The sequence below is a fragment of the Massilia pinisoli genome (genome assembly GCF_024753285.1).
In the GTDB taxonomy this organism is placed as follows: domain Bacteria; phylum Pseudomonadota; class Gammaproteobacteria; order Burkholderiales; family Burkholderiaceae_D; genus Telluria; species Telluria pinisoli.
In genome coordinates, this window is record NZ_JANUGW010000002.1 from 84064 (window position 1) to 103377 (window position 19314).

Sequence of the window (19314 nt, forward strand, 5' to 3'; positions counted from 1 at the left end):
CAATTTCTTTTTTGGAATTGTGCTACGCTGACCGGACCTTGTTTGTCCACCATCCTGTCGTCCGGTCCATGTCGTCTTCCCTATCTCTCAATCCCTGCCTCGACCTGAGGGACGCGCTGCGCGTCGGCGCCGTCGTCTTCGTGGCCTCCATCTTCGGCATCTACACGGCGCCGCCCGGCGTGCTGGCCGCGTTCTGGCCGACGAACGCCGTCCTCGTCGGGCTGCTGCTGCGCCGTGGCCACCCGCCGCGCACTGCGCACTGGCTGGCGGCCGTCACCGGCTATGTCGTGGCCGACCTCGTGATGGGGCACGGCTGGCCCAAGACCCTGATGCTCACGTCCACGAACCTGATGGGCGTGACCGTCTGCTGGCAGCTGCTCGCGCGCCTCCCCGACGAGTACCGCGGCCTGCGCCATCCGCGCTCGATGCTACGCTTCGTCCTGGTCGCGATGAGCGGCGCCGCGGCCGCGGGTGTCGGCGGCAGCGTCATCCATCCCGCGCTGTACGGCGGCACGCCCGCGTATGGCTTCCTGTTCTGGTTTTCCACGGAGCTCGTGAACTACATCGCGATCCTGCCCGTGCTGCTGACGATGCCGGACCTCGTGCGCCGCCTGACGGGACTCCGGCGCCGCGGCGACTGGCACCTGTGGCGCGGCGGTCGCGCGGAATACGCGGCGCCGCTGGCCGCATTCGCCGGCAGCTTGTGGCTCGGCACGCAGCTGGGCGGCCCCGGTGTGATCGCCTATCCGATTCCCGCGATGCTGTGGTGCGCGCTCACGTACAGCCTGTTCGCGACGGCCGGCATCACGTTGCTCTTCTCGATGTGGACGTTGCTCGCCATCGCCAGCGGCGCGCTCGTGATCGGCGCGCCCGTCGACACACCGCAGGCCGTCATGTCGTTGCGCGTGGGCGTGACGTTGACGGCGCTGGCGCCGCTCGCGGTCGCCAGCGTGATGGTCGCGCGTAACGAATTGCTGGCGCGCCTGCAGCACGCGGCGTCGCACGACCCGCTGACGCAGGTGCTGAACCGCGGCGGCTTCCTGGCCCGCGCGGAAGACCTATTGGCGGCGCCCGCCGCGTGGCCCGCCGCGGTGCTGATGATGGACATCGATTTCTTCAAGAAGGTCAACGACACGCACGGCCACGCGGCCGGCGACGACGTGTTGACGGGGTTCGCGCGGCTGGCGTCGAGCTGCCTGCGCAGTGGCGACGTGCTGGGCCGCCTAGGGGGAGAAGAGTTCGCCGTGCTGCTGCCCGGCTGCAGCGTGGACGATGCGCATGCGATCGCCGAGCGTATCTGCGAGGCGTTTGCCGCGCAGCCGATTCCGCTGGCCGGCGGCGCGCGATTGCACGCCACCGTCAGCATCGGCCTTGGTTGCTGGACCATCCCGGGCACGCCCGTGGGCACGATGCTCTCACAAGCCGACGGGGCACTCTACGACGCCAAGCACGCCGGCCGCAACCGGGTCGCCCTCGCTCAGACGCCCACCATCGACACGGCCTTCGTGTTCAGGTAGGACTCCAGCGCTTCCGGACCGCCTTCGGAACCATAGCCCGAGTCCTTGATGCCACCGAACGGCAGCTCGGCGCTCGGCGTCGCGGGCTGGTTAATCCACAACATGCCCACTTCGACGCGGTTCATCAGCAGGTGCGCGTTCTTGATCGAGCGCGTGAACGCATAGCCGGCGAGGCCGTACGGCAGGCGGTTCGCTTCCGCGATGGCGTCCTCGAGGCTGTCGAAGCCGCGGATGCCGGCGACGGGGCCGAACGGCTCGTCGTTGAAGATCGACGCTTCCAGCGGCACGTCGGCCAGGATCGTCGGCGCGAAGAAGTTGCCGGCGTCGCCCACGCGCTTGCCGCCCGTCGCGACGATGGCGCCCTTGGCCTGCGCATCCTCGACGACCTTCGTCATCGCCGTCACGCGGCGCGCGTTCGCGAGGGGACCCAAGGTGGTGCCCTCGGCCAGGCCATCGCCCAGCTTGAGGCCTTCGGCATGCGCAACGAAGGCGCGCGTAAACTCGTCCTTGATGGCGTTGTGGACGAGGAAGCGGGTCGGCGAGATGCACACCTGGCCCGCGTTGCGGAACTTGGCGGCACCGGCGGCACGCACGGCCAGCGCGACGTCCGCGTCCTCGGCGACGATCACCGGGGCGTGGCCGCCCAGCTCCATCGTCACGCGCTTCATGTGCGCGCCGGCGAGCGCGGCCAGTTGCTTGCCGACCGGTGTCGAACCCGTGAACGTGACCTTGCGGATGACGGGGTGGGGGATCAGGTAGCCCGAGATCTCTGCCGGATCGCCGAACACGAGGCCCACGACGCCGGCCGGCACGCCCGCGTCGACGAAACACTGGAACAGCGCGGCAGGCGATGCGGGCGTCTCTTCCGGCGCCTTGCACAGGAACGAGCACCCGGTCGCGAGCGCGGCGGCGAGCTTGCGTACGACCTGGTTGATCGGGAAGTTCCACGGCGTGAACGCGGCGACGGGGCCGACCGGCTCCTTCAGCACGAGCTGCTGTGCGTTCGGGTTACGGGCCGGCACGATGCGGCCGTACACGCGCATGCCCTCGGCCGCGAACCAGTCGATGATCTCGGCGCCGGCCATCGCTTCCATCTTCGCCTCGGCCAGCGGCTTGCCCTGTTCCTGCGTGAGCAGGCGGGCGATGTCGCCGGCGCGTTCGCGCAGCAGGTTGGCGGCGCGGCGCATGGTGGCGGCGCGTTCGGCCGCGGGCACGAAGCGCCAGGCTTCGAAGCCTTTCTGGGCGGCGGCAAGGGCGCGATCGAGGTCGGCGATGGCCGCGTGGGCCACGGTGCCGATGGCCTGGCCGGTGGCCGGGTTCACGACCGGGATCGTCTTGCCGCCGGTGGCCTCGACCCATTCGTTGGCGATGAGGAGGCGGGTATCGGGATAGCTGGAAGTCGTCATGGAGCGTCCTGTATTCATGGATGGTGTCGGGTCCGCTGCGTGCGGAAGCCGCTATGATCGCATCCCTGACGATTGTTTGCTTGGCACGGGCGCGCCGGCCGGGTCAGCGCGTCCAGACGATGCGCAGGGCGAGGGCGCGTTCGTACTCGCTGCGCGTGGCCGGATTGCCGAATTCGGCGTGGCGCGGATCGAGGAGGTTCTGGCCGATGACGGACAGCTCGAGGCCCGGCCGCACGCGCCAGCCGTAGCGCAGGTCGACAGCGGTGTATGCGGGAACGGCCGGCCGCGCGAGCGCGCCCACGCGGCGCAGCATGACGTCGACCTCGTGCCCGTGCCCCAGGTCGTGCGCCGAGCGCAATGACCAGTAGTGGCTCGGGTCGCTCGTGAACAGGCCCGTCGTGCCCGATTGGTCGCGGCTGCCCGGACGCAGCGCCGTATCGACGTGCTGCACGACGCCGCCGCCGGACAGGCGCCACGATGGCGCGACCTGCCAGTTCGCCCACGCCTCGATGCCGCGCGTGGACCCGTCCGCGAGGTTCTCGAACACGCTGCCGGGGCCGGACGGATTCGGCTCCAGCGTGCGCAGCCTGTCGTAGCGGGTCGCGAACAAGGTCGCCGAGTACGACAGGGCCGCGAGCGGTTGCGCGCGCCAGCCCAGTTCGAACACGTTCGCCGTCTCCGCCACGAACCCGGGTCCGCCCGCCACGCCGTACTGCGGCACGCCGCCCACGACGGGCGGTTGCGTGGGGCTGTAGAGGTCGCGGTCGATGCGCGACGGGGCCCGCACGGCGCGCGACAGCGACGTCCACGCGAGCGCCGACGGGCGCGGGTTCCACGCGAGCCGCAAGGTGGGCAGCACTTCGACACCCGTGTAATTGTTGTCCTCGAGTTTCAGGCCGGCCGTCAGGCGCACAGCGTCCGCCAGCGCGATCTCGTCCTGCGCGAACAGATTGGCCCAGTGCAGGTTCAAGGTGCCGGGCAGGAAGCCGAACGCGGCGCCGTTTTCCACGCGGTCGTGGCCGAGCCGGCAGCCGCCGCCCCAGACGACGTGGTGCGCCGCGCCCACGCGCACGGCGTGCTGCAGCTGCACGTCGAACGTGTCGAGGCGCTCGTGGAAGGCGCGCGGCTGGTCGCGCTCCGTGTGGTCCCAGTACAGCTGGACGGACGCCGACGACCCGTCCGCGAACGTGCGGCTCGCGCGGCCCAGCAGATTGGCGCCGGCCACGCGGATGTCCTGCGTGCCGGCCTGGCGCAGGCGGCCGTCGTAGACGTCGCCTTGCACCGTGAGCCCGTCGCCCCAGTCCGCGCGGAACCCGGCCTGGTCGCGGTGCCAGCCCGTCGGGACCGTGGCGGCCGTCGCGGTATGGGTGTCGTCGTTTTCCGCGTGCTTCGCGTATGCGCGGTAATGGCCGTCCGCACCCAGGGCGCCGCCGTAGCGCACGGCGCCGTCGCGCGCGTCCTTGCCGAGCGTCGCGGCCAGCAGCGCGCCCTGCGTGGCGGCGGCCGGCTTCGTGATGATGTTGATGACGCCATTGACGGCGTTCGCGCCCCACAGCGTGGCGCCGGGGCCGCTGATGACTTCGATGCGCTCGACGTCGTCCAGCACGACGTCCTGCACGTCCCAGAACACGCCGGAAAACAGCGGCGAATACACGGTGCGGCCATCGATCAGGACGAGCAGCTTGTTCTCGAACGGGCTCGCGTAACCGCGTGCCGTGACGGCGTAATTGCGGGCATCCACGCGCGCGACCTGCAGGTTGGGCGCCAGCCGCAGCGCCTCCGGCAGCGATTGCGCCCCCGACCGCCGGATGTCGTTCCCGGTGATGACGAAGATCGAGGCCGCGGCATCGGACAGCGATTCCGCCCGCCGCGACACCGACGTCACCTGGATGTTCGCCAGTTCTTCGAGGCTCAGCTCCGCGATGTCATCCGACTGGACGGACACGGCGGCCATCACGCCCGGTGTGGCCAGCAGCGCGGCGGTGCAGGCGGCCAGGACGGTGCGCAGCGGGGAGGGGAAGGCGGTGGAACTGGGCATGAAGGGAATACACATTGACGATATCGCGGAATTGTATGGCAGAAACCAAAACATTGATATTTAACACATTCTCTACTGTGCGAAGATAGCGTGTGACAGATTTCGTTGCCCCTGATGTTGAATTTCATAATTGAAGCGGGTGGATGCAATTCGGACAATGCGTCAAAAGAACCCACCAGGAGATAAGACTTGACGACATATTTGTTCCAGCGCGCATGCGCCGGCGCGTTGCTGGCGGCCGCCCTGTGCGGCAGCGCCGCTGCCGCGCCCGACGCGCCCGCGCCCGCGCCCGCGCCCGCGCAAGGCCCGTCCGCAGATGCCAGCGCCGCCGCGCGCATCGGCTGGTGGCGCGACGCGCGCTTCGGCATGTTCATCCACTGGGGCCTGTACGCCATTCCCGGCCGCGGCGAATGGGCGCAGTTCAGCGAACAGATTCCCGTCCGTGAATACGCGAAACTGGCCGACAAGTTCAACCCGACCGCGTTCGATCCGGACGCGTGGGCGCAGCTGGCGAAGTCCGCCGGCATGAAATACATGGTGTTCACGTCGCGCCACCACGACGGCTTCGCGATGTTCGACGACGGCGACAACCCGTTCTCGAGCACGAAGACGGCCGCGCACCGCGATTTCGTCGCCGATTACGTGAAGGCCGCGCGCAAGGCCGGCATGGGCGTGGGCCTGTACTACTCGCCGCTGGACTGGCGCTTCCCCGGCTACTTCTTCCCCGACCTGTACCGCGACAACGCGGAAGCGATGCGCGCGCAGTACCACCGCCAGGTCGAGGAGCTGCTCTCCAACTACGGCAAGATCGACGTGCTGTGGTTCGACGGCGGCGAGACCGACTGGCTGAGCTTCGGCGGCGACTGGTCGGCCGCGCAGTGGCAGAAGCGTCCCGCCGGCAAGCACTACGCGGGCGGCTTCGACTGGCAGCACGCGCAGGTCGAGGTAACGATGCGGCGCCTGCAGCCGAACATCCTCGTCAACGGCCGCGCCGACATGAAGGAAGACTTCCACGCGCGCGAAGGCGATGCCGCGCTGGGCGACTACGACGACACGCATCCGTGGGAGCTGTGCACGACCATTGCCGGCGCCTGGGGCTACCAGCCGAACATGGCGCCGAAGCCGCTGAAGCACTACATCCAGCTGCTGGCGAACGTCGCGGGCCGCGACGGCAACCTGCTGCTGAACGTCGGCCCGGACCCGGATGGCCGCATCGATCCCGCGCAGGCCGCGCGCCTGCGCGAGATCGGCGCGTGGCTCGGCAAGCATGGCGAGAGCATCTACGGCACCCGCGGCGGCCCGTTCCTGCCGGGCAGCTGGGGCGCATCGACGCGGCGCGGCAACACGATCTACCTGCACGTGCTGAACTGGAGCGGCGACAAGCTGGCGCTGCCGGCCATTCCTGCGCGCGTCGTGAAGGCGTCCGTGCTGGGCGGCGGCGCGGCGCACGTCGTGCAGTCCGTGCACGGCATCGAGGTCGCCGTGCCGGCCGCCGCGCGCAACGACATGGATACGATCGTCGCGCTGCAGCTCGACTCGGCCGCCGCTGCCTTGAAACCCGTACGCTGACGACCGGCACGCCGGGCCGGTGGAAATCATTCGCCGGCCCGGACGATTTCATCATTGCGCCCGCGGTGAACGTCGCGTCACAATGATGATCCCGCACGAAGACGACCTCACTGGAGCACACATGCGTTGGTACACGGCGCCCCTGACACTCATCGCGGCCCGCGCCGCCCTCGCATTGTCCCTGCTCGCCGTGGTGGCGCAGGCCGATGCGCGCACGGAACCGCCGGCCGCACGGCAGCGCCAGAACTTCAACGCGGCCTGGCGCTTCCACCTGGGCGACATCGCCGGCGCCGAAAAGCCGGACTTCGACGACCGCGACTGGCAGGCCATCGGCCTGCCGCACAGCTTCAGCACCCCGTACTTCCAGGCGCCCGAGGTGTACGTCGGCTACGGCTGGTACCGCAAGGACCTCGACCTGCCGACCGTGCCGATGTCGCGCCGCTGGACGCTCGAATTCGAAGCCGCGTTCCAGACCGCCGACGTGTACGTCAACGGCCGCAAGGCCGGACGCCATCGCGGCGGCTACACCGGCTTCCCCGTCGACATCACGCCCGCGCTGCACCCAGGACGCAACGTCATCGCCGTCCGCGTCGACAACATCTGGGATCCGACCCTGGCCCCGCGCGCCGGTGAACACATCTTCAGCGGCGGCATCTACCGCGACGTCTGGCTCGTGACGACGGACGACGTGCACGTGCCGTGGACCGGCACGGCGGTCACGACGCCGGGCCTCGCCGGCCGTTCCGGTGCCGTGCGCGTCGCCACCGAGGTGCGCAACGACGGCACCAAGGCCGTGAATGTCAAGGTGCGGACGCGCATCGCGGACGACCGCGGCGCCACCGTCGCCGTGCTGCCCGACACCTCCGTCAAGATACCGGCCGGCCGCACGCTCGACGTCGCGCAGCAATCGAAGCGCCTGGACGGCCTGCACCTGTGGAGTCCCGAGACGCCCACGTTGTACCGCGCTGTCACGACCTTGGACGTGGCGGGCCGCCGGCGCGACAGCTTCGAGACGGAGTTCGGCTTCCGCACGATCGAATGGACGGCGGACCGGGGCTTCTTCCTCAACGGCGAGCACCGCTATTTTCGCGGCGCGAACGTCCACCAGGACCAGGCCGGATGGGGCGACGCCGTGACCAACGCCGCCATCGACCGCGACGTGCAGCTGATGAAGGACGCCGGCTTCGATTTCATCCGCGGTTCGCACTATCCGCACGATCCGCATTTCGCCGAGGCGACGGACCGCGCCGGCTTGATGTTCGTGCCCGAGGCGCCGTTCTGGGGCACGGCCGGCATGAAGAGCCCGTGGAGCCAGTCGGCATATCCGCCGGAGACCGCGCATCGCGCCGCGTTCGAGGACAGCGTGAAGCAGCAGCTCGCGGAACTCATCCGCATCAACCGCAACCACCCGTCGATCGTCGCATGGGGCATGGACAACGAGGTGTTCTTCAGCGCGCAGGAGACCATGCCCGAGGTGCGCAAGCTGCTGGCGGCCGAAGTCGCGCTGTCGCACCGGCTCGACCCGACGCGGCCCGCGGCCGTCGACGGCGCGCAGCGGGGCGAGATCGACCGCATCGGCGACATCGCCGGCTATAACGGCGACGGCGCCGTGCTGTTCCCGAATCCGGGCGTACCCAACTTCGTCGCGGAGTACAGCTCGACCATCTCCGACCGCCCGGGCGACTACGGCCCGAGCTGGGGCGACATCGAACACACGCCGGGAGCGACACCGGGCAAGCCGGAGACCTGGCGCTTCCCGTGGCGGTCCGGGGAAGTCATCTGGGCCGGTTTCGACCACGGTTCGATCGCGGGCAAGTTCGGCTCCATGGGTCTCGTCGATTATGCGCGGTTGCCCAAGCGCGGCTGGTACTGGTATCGGAACGCCTACCGGGGCATCGCGCCGCCCGCGTGGGCGCAGCCGGGCAAGGCGGCCGCGCTGCGCGTGACGTCCAGCAGTCCCGTCATCCGCCACGCGGACGGTACGGACGACGTGCAACTGGTCGTCACCGTCGTCGACGCGGAGGGCAAGGCCTTGTCCAACAGCCCGTCCGTGCACCTGGCGCTCGAAGCGGGACCGGGCGAACTGCCGACTGGACGCGGCATCGACTTCACGCCGAACGGCGACATTCCGATCCGCGACGGCCAGGCCGCGATCGCGATGCGCAGCTGGCAGCGCGGCACGACGCGCATCCGCGCGACGTCGCCGGGCCTCGCCGACGGCATGCTGACGGTGGAGACGGTCGACGGTCCGGCGTTCGTGGAAGGCGTGACGCCCGTCGCGGCGGCGCGGCCGTACGTGGCGCGCAAGATGGAAGTGGGACCGCCACAGGCGTTCGGCCTGAAGAACCCGACGCAGGCCAGTTCCAGCGCGGCAGGCCACGCGTCGTCGCTGGCGAACGATGGCGATGCCGGTACGTGGTGGGCACCGGCGCCGAGCGATGCCAAGCCCTGGATCGTCATCGACCCCGAGCGCATCGTGAACTACGGCCGCCTGGCCGTGCGGTTCGCACCGGACGGGCGCTGCGACGTGAGCGCCGAAACGCAGGACACGGGCGGCGTGTGGCAGCCGCTGGGCGACGCCGCGGCCACCGCGGACACACTCGACGTGCCCGTGAACGCCGTGACGGGACGGCAGCTGCGGCTGCGCTTGACGGCGCCCGCAGGCGGAACGTGCCGCGTCGCAGACATCGTCATCACGGGGACGCCGGCGACGTTCTGGTGATCAGCGCACGTGATCAGCGCACGCCCTGTGCCTTGATCAGTTTGTCCAGCATGGCGTGTTCTTCTTCCGTCAGGTCGGTCAGCGGCGCGCGCACGGGACCGCCGTCGTGGCCGACGAGGCGGGCGCCCGCCTTCACGATCGACACGGCGTAGCCGGCCTTGCGGTTGCGGATCGCCAGGTAGGGCAGGAAGAATTCGTCCAGCAGGCGGTTCGTCGTCGCGTGGTCGTCCTTGGCGATCGCGTGATAAAAGTCCATCGCCAACTGCGGCATGAAGTTGAAGACAGCCGACGAATACACCGGCACGCCCAGCGCCTTGTACGCGGCGGCATACACCTCCGCCGTCGGCAGGCCGCCCAGGTAGCTGAAGCGGTCGCCCATGCGGCGCCAGATCGAGACCATCAGCTCGATGTCGCCGATACCATCCTTGAAGCCGATCAGGTTGGGGCAGCGGTCCGCCAGCTGTTCCAGCGACTCCGGTGTCAGGCGGCATTGCGCGCGGTTGTACACGACGACGCCGATGTTCACCGATTTGCAGACTTGCTCGACGTGGGCGACGAGGCCGTCCTGGCTCGCTTCGGTGAGATAGTGCGGCAACAGCAGCACGCCCTTGGCGCCGAGGCGTTCCGCTTCCTGCGCGAACGCGATGGCGCTGCGCGTGGGGCCGCCGGCACCGGCGAGGATCGGGACCTTGCCGGCGCACGTGTCGACCGCGGTCTTGATCACTTGCGAATATTCGTCGTGCGTGAGCGAGAAGAACTCGCCGGTGCCGCCGGCCGCGAACAGGGCGGTCGCGCCGTACGGTGCGAGCCATTCGAGGCGCTCGACATACGTGCCGGGACGGAAGTTACCTTCGGCGTCGAAGTCGGTGATGGGGAAGGACAGCAGGCCGGACGACATGACTTGTTTCAGTTCTAACGGATTCACGATGGCTCCAATGGGCTGGTTAACTTGTCAGACATCGTACAACTACAGATGTGACACCGCAAGATATTTTTGCGCCTGTCGTCGTCAGGCAACCTTGTGGGTGGTGCCGCGCTCGATCAGCGTGAAGCCCACGTCGATGACGTTCTGCGCGAGCGGGCGGCCTTCGATCTTGGCGATGAGGGACACGGCCGCCTGCACGCCGATGGCGCGTTTGTCGATGTGGACGGACGAGATCGGGGGATGGGTGAACGCGGCGAAATCGAAATCGCCGAAGCCCATGATGGCCAGCTCCTGCGGCACCGCGATGCCTTGCGCCTGCGCCTCGATGAGGGCGCCGTGCGCGAGCACGTCGGAGCTGCACACGACGACTTCCGGCGCATGGCCCGCGGCCAGGATCGCCCGAAAGCCTTCCCGGCCCAGGTTCAGCACCGTGGGCGGCGTCGCCATGTGCGTCGCGACGGGTGCGATGTCATGCCGCTGCAGTTCCGCTTCCAGCGCGAGGCGGCGCCGGTTCGCGCGCTCGTCGCGCGCGCAGATCGACGCGAAGCGCCGGTAGCCCTGGTCCAGCAGATGGCGCGCGACCTGTTCGCCCACCCGCTCCTGCGAAAACCCGATGGCGATGTCGATGGGGGAGGGCGTCAGGTCCCATGCCTCCACGACGGGCACGCCCGTCGCCAGCAGCTTCTTGCGCACGCCGGCCTGGTGGTGGATGCCCGTCAGGACGATGCCGTCCGGCTGGCGCGACAGAATGGCCGTCAGCAGGTCGTCTTCCTTCTGGCGCGAATAATTCGATACGGACAGCAGCAACTGGTAGCCGTGCGCCGACAACTCGTCGTTCAAGCCCTGCACCGTCTCCGCGAACATCGAGTTCGACAACTGCGGCACGACGGCCGCGATGAGCTGGCTGCGCTTCGTCGCCAGGCTGCCGGCCAGCATGTTCGGGATATAGCCCATCGCCGCCGCCGCTTCTTTTACGCGCGCGATCGTGTCGGGCTTCACGAGCTTCGGATTGTGGAGCGCGCGCGACACGGTGATGGGCGAGAGGCCCGCCAGCCGCGCGACATCCTTCAGCGTGATGCTCTTCGGCCGGTCCCCATTCGAGGCGAAGGTGTCGTCGGCGAGGTCGAACGGCTCTGGCATGCTCTGCGATATGTTGTCTAAATGGTTACTTGTACGACATCAGAACACAAAACGCTTGCATTCGGAGATGATTGCGATATCATACCAAACGCCGGGTGCCCATGGTCTTTCTGCCATGGCCGCATGACCGGCATATCTTTAAGACAAAAATGATTGCGGTGTCATTTTGGCGTTGAGCCGAGCACCTCGAAGCTTTGTACGGAAATGATTGCGCAATCATGGAGACACCGATGACCATCCCCCGCACTATCCGCATGCACGAGAACGACAACGTCGCGATCGTCGCCAACACCGGCGGCCTGCCGGCAGGCACCGTGTTTCCGGACGGCCTGACCCTCGCGACGCGCGTGCCGGAAGGGCACAAGGTCGCCCTCGTCGACATCGCCGAGGGCGCGCCGATCGTGCGCTACGACGTGACGATCGGCTACGCGCAGCAACCCATCGCCCGCGGCACCTGGGTCGAGGAATCGCTGGTCCGCATGCCTGCCGCGCGCGGGCTGGACGATCTGCCCAAACCGGTGCGCGGGCGCGCCCCGCTGGCGCCATTGGAAGGCTATACGTTCGAAGGTTTCCGCAATCCGGATGGCTCCGTCGGCACGCGCAACATCCTCGCCATCAGCGAGACGGTGCAGTGCGTGTCCGGCGTGGTCGCATTCGCCGTCCAGCGCATCAAGCAGGAGTTGCTGCCGAAATACCCGAACGTGGACGACGTCGTCGCCATCGAACACACGTACGGCTGCGGCGTCGCCATCGATGCGCCGGGCGCCGAGATCCCGATCCGCACGCTGCGCAACATCGCGACGAACCCGAACTTCGGCGGCCGCGCGATGCTCGTGAGCCTCGGCTGCGAGAAGCTGCAGCCGGCGCGCCTGTTCCCGCAGGGCGCGATTCCGATCCAGGGCGCGCAGCAGGTGGACACCGTGTGCCTGCAGGATGCCGCGCACGTGGGGTTCGGCGACATGATCGCCTCCATCATGCGCACGGCCGAACAGCATTTGGCGGAACTGGACAAGCGTCGACGCGAGACCGTGCCCGCAGCGGAACTGGTCGTGGGCGTGCAGTGCGGCGGCAGCGATGCGTTCTCCGGTGTGACGGCGAATCCCGCCGTCGGTTTCGCCAGCGACCTGCTCGTACGCGCGGGCGCCGCCGTCATGTTTTCCGAGACGACGGAAGTCCGCGACGGCATCGACCAACTCACGGCGCGCGCCGCCGACGACGACGTCGCGCAGGCGATGATCCGCGAGATGGCCTGGTACGACGAGTACCTGAAGCGGGGCGGCGTGGACCGCAGCGCCAACACGACACCGGGTAACAAGAAGGGCGGCCTCGCCAACATCACGGAAAAGGCGATGGGCTCGATCATCAAGTCCGGCACGGCCCCCATCGCGGGCGTGCTGGCGCCGGGCGAGAAGCTGCGGCAGAAGGGCCTGATCTACGCGGCCACGCCGGCAAGCGATTTCATTTGCGGCACCCTGCAGCTGGCGGCCGGCATGAACCTGCACGTGTTCACGACGGGCCGCGGCACGCCGTACGGCCTCGCCGCCGTGCCCGTCGTGAAGGTCGCCACGCGCGACGACCTGGCGCGCCGCTGGCACGACCTCATGGACATCAACGCCGGCCGCATCGCGACCGGCGACGCGACGATCGCGGACGTCGGCTGGGAGTTGTTCCACTTCCTGCTCGACGTGGCGAGCGGCCGCAAGAAGACGTGGGCCGAACATTGGCGCCTGCATAACGCGCTCACGTTGTTCAACCCGGCGCCGGTGACCTGACGGGTCGCCAACACAAGACCGATAACACCAAGGAGACACATGAAAAAAGCAGTATTGATCGCCCTCGGCCTGGCCGCGGGCGCGGGCGCACACGCCCAGACGAACGTCACGATCTACGGCATCGTCGATGCCGCCTTCGTGGGCGAGAACGGCGGCGCCGCCGGGCGCCAGACGAAGATCACGAGTGGGGCCGCGTCCGCGTCGCGCATCGGCTTCCGCGGCACCGAGGCACTGGGCGACGGCATGGAAGCGTTCTTCACGCTGGAAACGGGCGTCAAGATCGACACGGGCGAAGTCGACGCCGCCGGCACGATCTTCAACCGCCAGGCGTTCGTCGGACTGAAGACGAAGGCCGGCGCCGTCGCGTTGGGCCGCCAGTACACGCCTTATCACACGACGTTGACCGCCGTGGCCGATCCGTTCGGCACCGGTTACGCGGGCACGTCGAAGAATCTCTTCCCCGACAACGGCACGAACGTCCGCGCCAGTAATGCCGTCACCTACGCATCGCCCAAGGTGAGCGGTGCGAACGTGGAACTGTTCTACAGCGCGGGCGAGCAGTCCGTCCTGTCGGCCGGACGCCAGTTCGGCGGCGCCGTCGACTATGCGAGCGGACCGCTGCGCGTGCGCCTCGCCTACAACAGCAAGAACACGGACGTCGCGGCGACAAGCACGAAGCACGACCTGGGCCGCAACACGCTGCTTGGCGCGAACTACGACCTCAAATGGATCAAGCTGTACGCGGCCTACGGCATCGACAAGGGCTTCAACAGCGCGACACTCGGCAATGCCAACAACCCGTACGGCGGCGTGAAGCCGACGCCGTCGACGGACGGCCGCGACCTGCTGCTGGGCTTCAAGGCGCCGGTGGGCCCGGGCGCGCTGATGTTCTCGGTCCAGCACAAGGACGACCGCACGCATTTCAACCAGGACGCCAGCGCGTGGGGCGTCGGCTACCTGTACGACCTGTCGAAACGCACGGGCCTGTACGCGGCGTACGCACATATCAATAACAAGAACGGCGCCGGCTACACGGTCGCCAACAACACGGAGTCGGGTACGGGCAACACCGGCTACAACCTCGGCATCCGCCATACGTTCTGAGCGCGGCGGACACCGTCACCTTTGGAGGGACCATGGAGCACACAACGACCGCCGCCATGCCGGCGCGCGCCACCACACTGGCCTCGCGCACGCGCTGGGGCATCCTCACCATCCTGTTCATCGTCACGACGATCAACTACGCGGACCGCGCGTCGATCTCGATCGCGGGCCCGGAAATTCGCAAGGCCCTGGGCCTGTCGCCCGTCGAGATGGGCTTCGTGTTTTCCGCGTTCGCGTGGTCGTACGTGGCGGCCCAGCTGCCCGGCGGCTGGCTGCTCGACCGCTTCGGCTCGAAGATCACCTACTTCTTCAGCATCTTCCTGTGGTCGCTGTTTACCTTGCTGACCGGCGGCGTCGGCTTCCTGACCGGCGCGGCGGCCGTCGCCATGCTGTTCGTGCTGCGCTTCGCCGTCGGCGCGGCCGAGGCGCCTTCGTTCCCCGGAAACAGCCGCATCACGTCCGCGTGGTTCCCCACGCACGAACGGGGCCTCGCGTCCGCGCTGTTCAACTCCGCACAGTATTTTGCGACCGTGCTGTTCGCGCCGATCATGGGCTGGCTCGTGCATTCGTTCGGCTGGGAGAGCGTGTTCATCGTGATGGGCGGCCTCGGCATCGCGATGTCCTTCGTCTGGCTCAAGACCATCCACGGCCCGAAGGACCATCCGTCCATCAGCAGCGGCGAACTGGCCTATATCGAGGCGGGCGGCGCGCTCGTCGACCTCGATGGCGCGAAGGCCGCGGCGCAGGCGCCCGCCGTCGACACGTTCGCGTGCGTGAAGGAGTTGCTGGGCAATCGCATGCTGCTGGGCGTGTACATCGGCCAGTACTGCATCAACACGCTGACGTACTTCTTTCTCACGTGGTTCCCCGTCTACCTCGTGCAGGAACGGCACATGACGATCCTGAAGGCGGGCTTCGTCGCGTCGCTGCCGGCCATCGCCGGTTTCCTCGGCGGCGTCGCGGGCGGCGCGATCTCCGACCGTCTCGCCAAGGCCGGCTTCTCGCTGTCGCTGTCGCGCAAGGTGCCGATCGTCGCCGGCATGCTGCTGTCGATGAGCATGATCGCCTGTAACTACATCGAGACGGACATGTTCGTCGTCGCCGTGATGGCGCTGGCGTTCTTCGGCAAGGGTGTCGGCGCGCTGGGCTGGGCAGTCGTCGCGGACACGTCGCCGAAGGAAGCGGGCGGCCTGTCGGGTGCACTGTTCAACACCTTCGGCAACACGGCCGGCATCACGACGCCCATCGTCATCGGCTACATCGTGCAGGGGACCGGATCGTTCGCGGGCGCGCTCGTGTTCGTGGGCGCGAATGCGGCCGTCACGATCTTCAGCTATGTGTTCATCGTGGGCGAGATCAAGCGGGTGAAGCTCGTGAAGTCGCTGCGGCCCGCGACGGCATAAGCGGGTGTCCGACCCCGGCATGGTCGGGCTACAATGCCTGATCCATTTTTGCCGGGGTCGACCATGCGCATCGTTGCCGTCCTGTCCTGCTGTTGTCTGATCGGAGCCTGCCACGCGCAGGACGTGGTGCCCCGTCCGGCGCGCATGGAGCAGAGGAGCGGCGAGTATGTGCTGACGGCATCCACGCGCATCGTCGCCAGCGGCGCCGCGCTGCCCGAGGCGGCGCTGCTGCGCGACTACCTGCGGCCCGCCACCGGCTTCAACCTGCCCGTCGGCGCCCATGACGACGGCAATGCGATCCGCCTGCGCCTCGATCCGGCGGCGGCCACGGACAAGGAAGGCTACCGCCTCGTGAGCGACGCGCGCGGTGTCACGATCTCCGCCGCGCAGCCGGCCGGCCTGTTCTACGGCATCCAGACCTTGCGCCAGCTGCTGCCGGCCGACGTCTACCGGCACGCGCCCGTGCAGCGCACGTGGGCGCTGCCGGCGGTGGCCATCGACGACGAGCCAAGGTTCGCATGGCGCGGCAGCCACCTGGACGCCGCGCGCCACTTCATGCCGAAGGAATTCGTGCTGAAGCACATCGAGCTGCTGGCCCAGCACAAGATGAACGTCTTTCACTGGCACCTGACGGACGACCAGGGCTGGCGCATCGAGATCAAGCGCTATCCGCGCCTCACGCAGGTGGGCGCGTGGCGGCGCGAGAGCATGCTGGCGTATGCGCCGCCGCGCTACGATGGGAAGCGCCATGGCGGCTTCTACACGCAGGACGACATCCGCGAAGTGGTCGCGTATGCTGCCGCGCGCCACGTGACGATCGTGCCGGAAATCGAGATGCCGGGCCACGCGTTGGCCGCCATCGCCGCGTATCCGGCGCTGGGCAATCATCCGGAGCAGCGGCTGGAGGTCGGCACCGACTGGGGCGTGATCCCGCACGTGTTCAACGTGGAGGACGGCACGATCGCCTTCTTGCAGAACGTGCTGGACGAAGTGATGGACCTGTTCCCCGGCCAAACCATCCACGTGGGCGGTGACGAGTGCCCGAAGACGGAATGGGCGCAGTCGCCGGCCGCGCTGGCGCGCATGAAGCAGCTCGGCCTCATCGCGCCGGCGGCCGTGCTCGCGGACGTGCAGAACTACCGCGACGCGCAGGGGAAACCGGCCGAGCATCCCGCGCTGCACGGCTTGCAGAGCTGGTTCATCGGCCGCATGGACACGTACCTCGCGCAGCATGCCCGCCGCCTGATCGGGTGGGACGAGATCCTGGAGGGTGGCCTCGCGCCCGGCGCCGCCGTGATGAGCTGGCGCGGCGAGGCGGGCGGCATCAAGGCTGCGGCGGCGGGGCACGACGTCGTCATGACGCCGGAGCGGGAAACCTATTTCGACTTCTGGCAGGCCGACCCGAAAAGCCCGGGCTTCCGCGAACCGATGGGCGTGCGCGACGTGACGACGCTCGCGCGCGTATACGCATACGACCCGCTGCCGGCCGCGCTGCCGCCCGCACAGGCGCACCACGTGCTGGGCAGCCAGGCGCAGTTGTGGACCGAATACATGCCGACGCCGCGCGACGTCGAATACATGGCGTGGCCGCGCCTGCTGGCACTGGCGGAAGGCCTGTGGACGCCGCGCGCGCAGAAGGACTACGGCGGCTTCGCGGCCCGCATGCCGGCCGCGCTGGACCGGCTGCGGGCGCAGGACGTCAACTACCGTCCGCTGGACGGCCCGCGCTGATCACTGCATGAACCAGCCGTGGCTGACGACGATGGACTGGCCCGTCAGCGCATTCGACGGGAACGAGGCGAGGAACAGCGCCGTCTGCGCCACGTCCTCGACGGTCGTGAATTCGCCGTCGACCGTCTCCTTCAGCATCACCTTCTTGACGACGTCTTCCTCGCTGATACCCAGTTCCTTCGCCTGTTCCGGGATCTGCTTCTCGACGAGCGGCGTGCGCACGAAGCCGGGGCAGATCACGTTGGCGCGCACGCCGTGCGCGGCGCCTTCCTTTGCGACGACCTTCGCCAGGCCCACGAGGCCGTGCTTCGCGGCGACGTACGGCGCCTTCAGCACCGACGCTTCCTTCGAGTGCACGGACCCCATGTAGATCACGGTGCCGCCGCGGCCCTGTGCGTACATCCGCTTGAGGCAGGCGCGCGTCGTGAGGAAGGCGCCGTCGAGGTGAATCGCGAGCATCTTCTTCCAGTCCGAGAACTTGAATTGATCGACGGGCGCGACGATCTGGATGCCCGCGTTCGACACGAGCACGTCGATGCCCCCGAGCTTGTCGGCCACGAGCGCGATGCCCGCGTCGACCTGCTCTTCGTTCGTGACGTCCATCGCGACCGCGAGCACGCGCGTGCCGGTGGGGTCGAATTCGCGCGCGACGGCCTGCGCGGCGGCCAGGTCGAGGTCGGCGATGGCGACCTTCGCGCCGTTGTCGAAATACGTTTTCGCGATCTGCTTGCCGATGCCGCTGGCGGCACCCGTGACGACGGCGATCTTATCCTGCATGTTCATGGTTGTCCTCTGCGGTGGATGGGATGGGAATGGGGTGGACCGGCGCCGTCAGGAAATCGTGCACGGCCGGGTTGTCCTCGAGGCGCGGCAGCTTGAAGATCTCGGCGTGGGCCAGCGTCTTCGCGGCGTCCGCGTAGCCGGCCTGCCAGTGTTCGGTCATCGTGCGGCGCGAGAATTCGAAGTCCTTGTACTGGCCTTCGTACGTGGGCGACCGGTAGACCAGTTCGACGATGTTGTAAAGCGCGCGGTCGGACGCTTCCGCCAGCAGCTTCGCCTGCGGCGTGGCCGCCAGCTCCGGCGGCATCTGCGCGAGCAGTTCGTTGAATGCCGTGCGCAGCTTCTCCATGCGGCGGAACGCGTCGGTGGCGTTGCGCGTGCGGCTCGAATACTGGATTTCCTTCATCCGCGTGGCGACACCCGCGATATCGGTCGGCACCTCGCCGCGCGCGCTCCACAAGTCGACCTGGAACACGAGCGTGTGCAGGCGCGAACGCGCGGACAGCACCCAGTCGAGCGGCGTGTTCGACACCATGCCGCCGTCCCAGTAACGCTCGCCCTCGATCTCGACGGCGTCGAAGCCGGGCGGCAGCGCGCCGCTGGCCATCACGTGCTCGGGGCCGATGCGGTCGACCGCGTTGTCGAAGTAGGCGAAGTTGCCGGTCCTGACGTTGACGGCGCCGACCGACAGGCGCGTCTCGCGCGCGTTGATGCGGTCGAAGTCGACGAGGCGCTCCAGGGTGGCGCGCAGCGGCGCCGTGTCGTAGAAGCTCGTCGCGCCGGTGCCGGGCCACGCGAGGTAGGGCGGCGGCACGCGCGGCTCGAAGAAGCCGGGCACGCCCTGCACGAGCACTTGGCCCGCGGCCAGCTGGTTGACCCACGCGTGCAAGGTGTCGACGAGCGGCATGCCGGTCCACTGTTCGCCCACGATGCCGGCGCCGGCGGAGCTGACCAACTCCCAGAATTCGCGCAGCCGCGGTACGCGGTTCTCGCGCGCGTTGCCCGCGATGATCGCGCTATTGATGGCGCCGATCGAGATGCCCGCCACCCACGTGGGTTCTACGTCCGCTTCAAGCAGACGTTCGTACACGCCGGCCTGGTAGGCGCCCAGCGCGCCACCGCCCTGCAGCACGAGGGCGATGCTGTCGAACTCCGTCGCGCACGGCTTCGGCTGTTCCGCGGGCGCGCGCGTGCCCTGGTGCAGCAC

Annotated in this window: 13 protein-coding genes; 7 read left to right on the top strand and 6 right to left on the bottom strand. The window is 68.4% G+C overall.

Features of this window, described 5'->3' with window-relative positions:
* Positions 1-68: 68 nt before the first annotated feature.
* Positions 69-1517, top strand: a complete 1449-nt coding sequence (locus NX784_RS02650) for a GGDEF domain-containing protein (protein WP_258815150.1) — start codon at positions 69-71, stop codon at positions 1515-1517.
* Here NX784_RS02650 and NX784_RS02655 read toward each other — a convergent pair.
* Both NX784_RS02655 and NX784_RS02660 read right to left on the bottom strand, forming a co-directional pair.
* Positions 1478-2923 carry an NAD-dependent succinate-semialdehyde dehydrogenase gene (locus NX784_RS02655; RefSeq protein WP_258815151.1) on the bottom strand — a complete coding sequence of 482 codons (1446 nt, stop codon included), beginning with the start codon at positions 2921-2923 and terminating at the stop codon, positions 1478-1480. The two genes, NX784_RS02650 and NX784_RS02655, sit on opposite strands and share 40 nt — an antisense overlap.
* 103 nt (positions 2924-3026) lie before the next feature.
* The gene (locus NX784_RS02660) at positions 3027-4961 is read right to left on the bottom strand and encodes a TOL_0244 family TonB-dependent receptor (RefSeq protein ID WP_258815152.1); all 1935 of its coding nucleotides are present in this window, start codon (positions 4959-4961) and stop codon (positions 3027-3029) included.
* A gap of 189 nt (positions 4962-5150) precedes the next feature.
* Here NX784_RS02660 and NX784_RS02665 point away from each other — a divergent pair, with 189 nt between their 5' ends.
* Positions 5151-6530 (top strand): alpha-L-fucosidase, encoded by a 1380-nt coding sequence (locus NX784_RS02665; RefSeq protein WP_258815153.1) that lies wholly within the window; start codon positions 5151-5153, stop codon positions 6528-6530.
* A gap of 121 nt (positions 6531-6651) precedes the next feature.
* Entirely contained in the window at positions 6652-9252 is a 2601-nt protein-coding gene (locus NX784_RS02670) for a glycoside hydrolase family 2 TIM barrel-domain containing protein (protein ID WP_258815154.1), read from the top strand.
* A 13-nt stretch (positions 9253-9265) separates the two neighbouring features.
* Here NX784_RS02670 and kdgD read toward each other — a convergent pair whose 3' ends face one another.
* Together kdgD and NX784_RS02680 are read right to left on the bottom strand one after the other, a co-directional pair.
* Positions 9266-10180 (bottom strand): 5-dehydro-4-deoxyglucarate dehydratase, encoded by a 915-nt coding sequence (kdgD, locus tag NX784_RS02675; protein WP_370662906.1) that lies wholly within the window; start codon positions 10178-10180, stop codon positions 9266-9268.
* A gap of 81 nt (positions 10181-10261) precedes the next feature.
* Positions 10262-11317 (bottom strand): LacI family DNA-binding transcriptional regulator, encoded by a 1056-nt coding sequence (locus tag NX784_RS02680; RefSeq protein WP_258815156.1) that lies wholly within the window; start codon positions 11315-11317, stop codon positions 10262-10264.
* 230 nt (positions 11318-11547) lie between these two features.
* Here NX784_RS02680 and garD point away from each other — a divergent pair, with 230 nt between their 5' ends.
* The 4 genes from garD (at position 11548) to NX784_RS02700 (ending at position 17327) form a co-directional block, all read left to right on the top strand.
* Positions 11548-13089, top strand: a complete 1542-nt coding sequence (gene garD, locus NX784_RS02685) for a galactarate dehydratase (RefSeq protein ID WP_258815157.1) — start codon at positions 11548-11550, stop codon at positions 13087-13089.
* Positions 13090-13128: 39 nt separating this feature from the next.
* Positions 13129-14193 carry a porin gene (locus NX784_RS02690; RefSeq protein ID WP_258815158.1) on the top strand — a complete coding sequence of 355 codons (1065 nt, stop codon included), beginning with the start codon at positions 13129-13131 and terminating at the stop codon, positions 14191-14193.
* A gap of 32 nt (positions 14194-14225) precedes the next feature.
* The gene (locus tag NX784_RS02695; protein WP_307735755.1) at positions 14226-15596 is read left to right on the top strand and encodes an MFS transporter; all 1371 of its coding nucleotides are present in this window, start codon (positions 14226-14228) and stop codon (positions 15594-15596) included.
* A 63-nt stretch (positions 15597-15659) separates the two neighbouring features.
* On the top strand, positions 15660-17327 hold the full coding sequence (locus tag NX784_RS02700) for a beta-N-acetylhexosaminidase (RefSeq protein ID WP_258815159.1): 1668 nt from the start codon (positions 15660-15662) through the stop codon (positions 17325-17327).
* On the opposite strand, the gene NX784_RS02705 is transcribed toward NX784_RS02700, so the two are convergent.
* Both NX784_RS02705 and NX784_RS02710 read right to left on the bottom strand, forming a co-directional pair.
* A complete protein-coding gene (locus NX784_RS02705) occupies positions 17328-18110 on the bottom strand; it encodes a 3-hydroxybutyrate dehydrogenase (protein WP_258815160.1) in 783 nt (260 codons plus the stop codon). It abuts the gene before it with no gap.
* A complete protein-coding gene (locus tag NX784_RS02710; protein ID WP_307735803.1) occupies positions 18094-19311 on the bottom strand; it encodes a patatin-like phospholipase family protein in 1218 nt (405 codons plus the stop codon). Before NX784_RS02710 ends, NX784_RS02705 begins: the two co-directional genes overlap by 17 nt.
* Positions 19312-19314 lie beyond the last annotated feature (3 nt).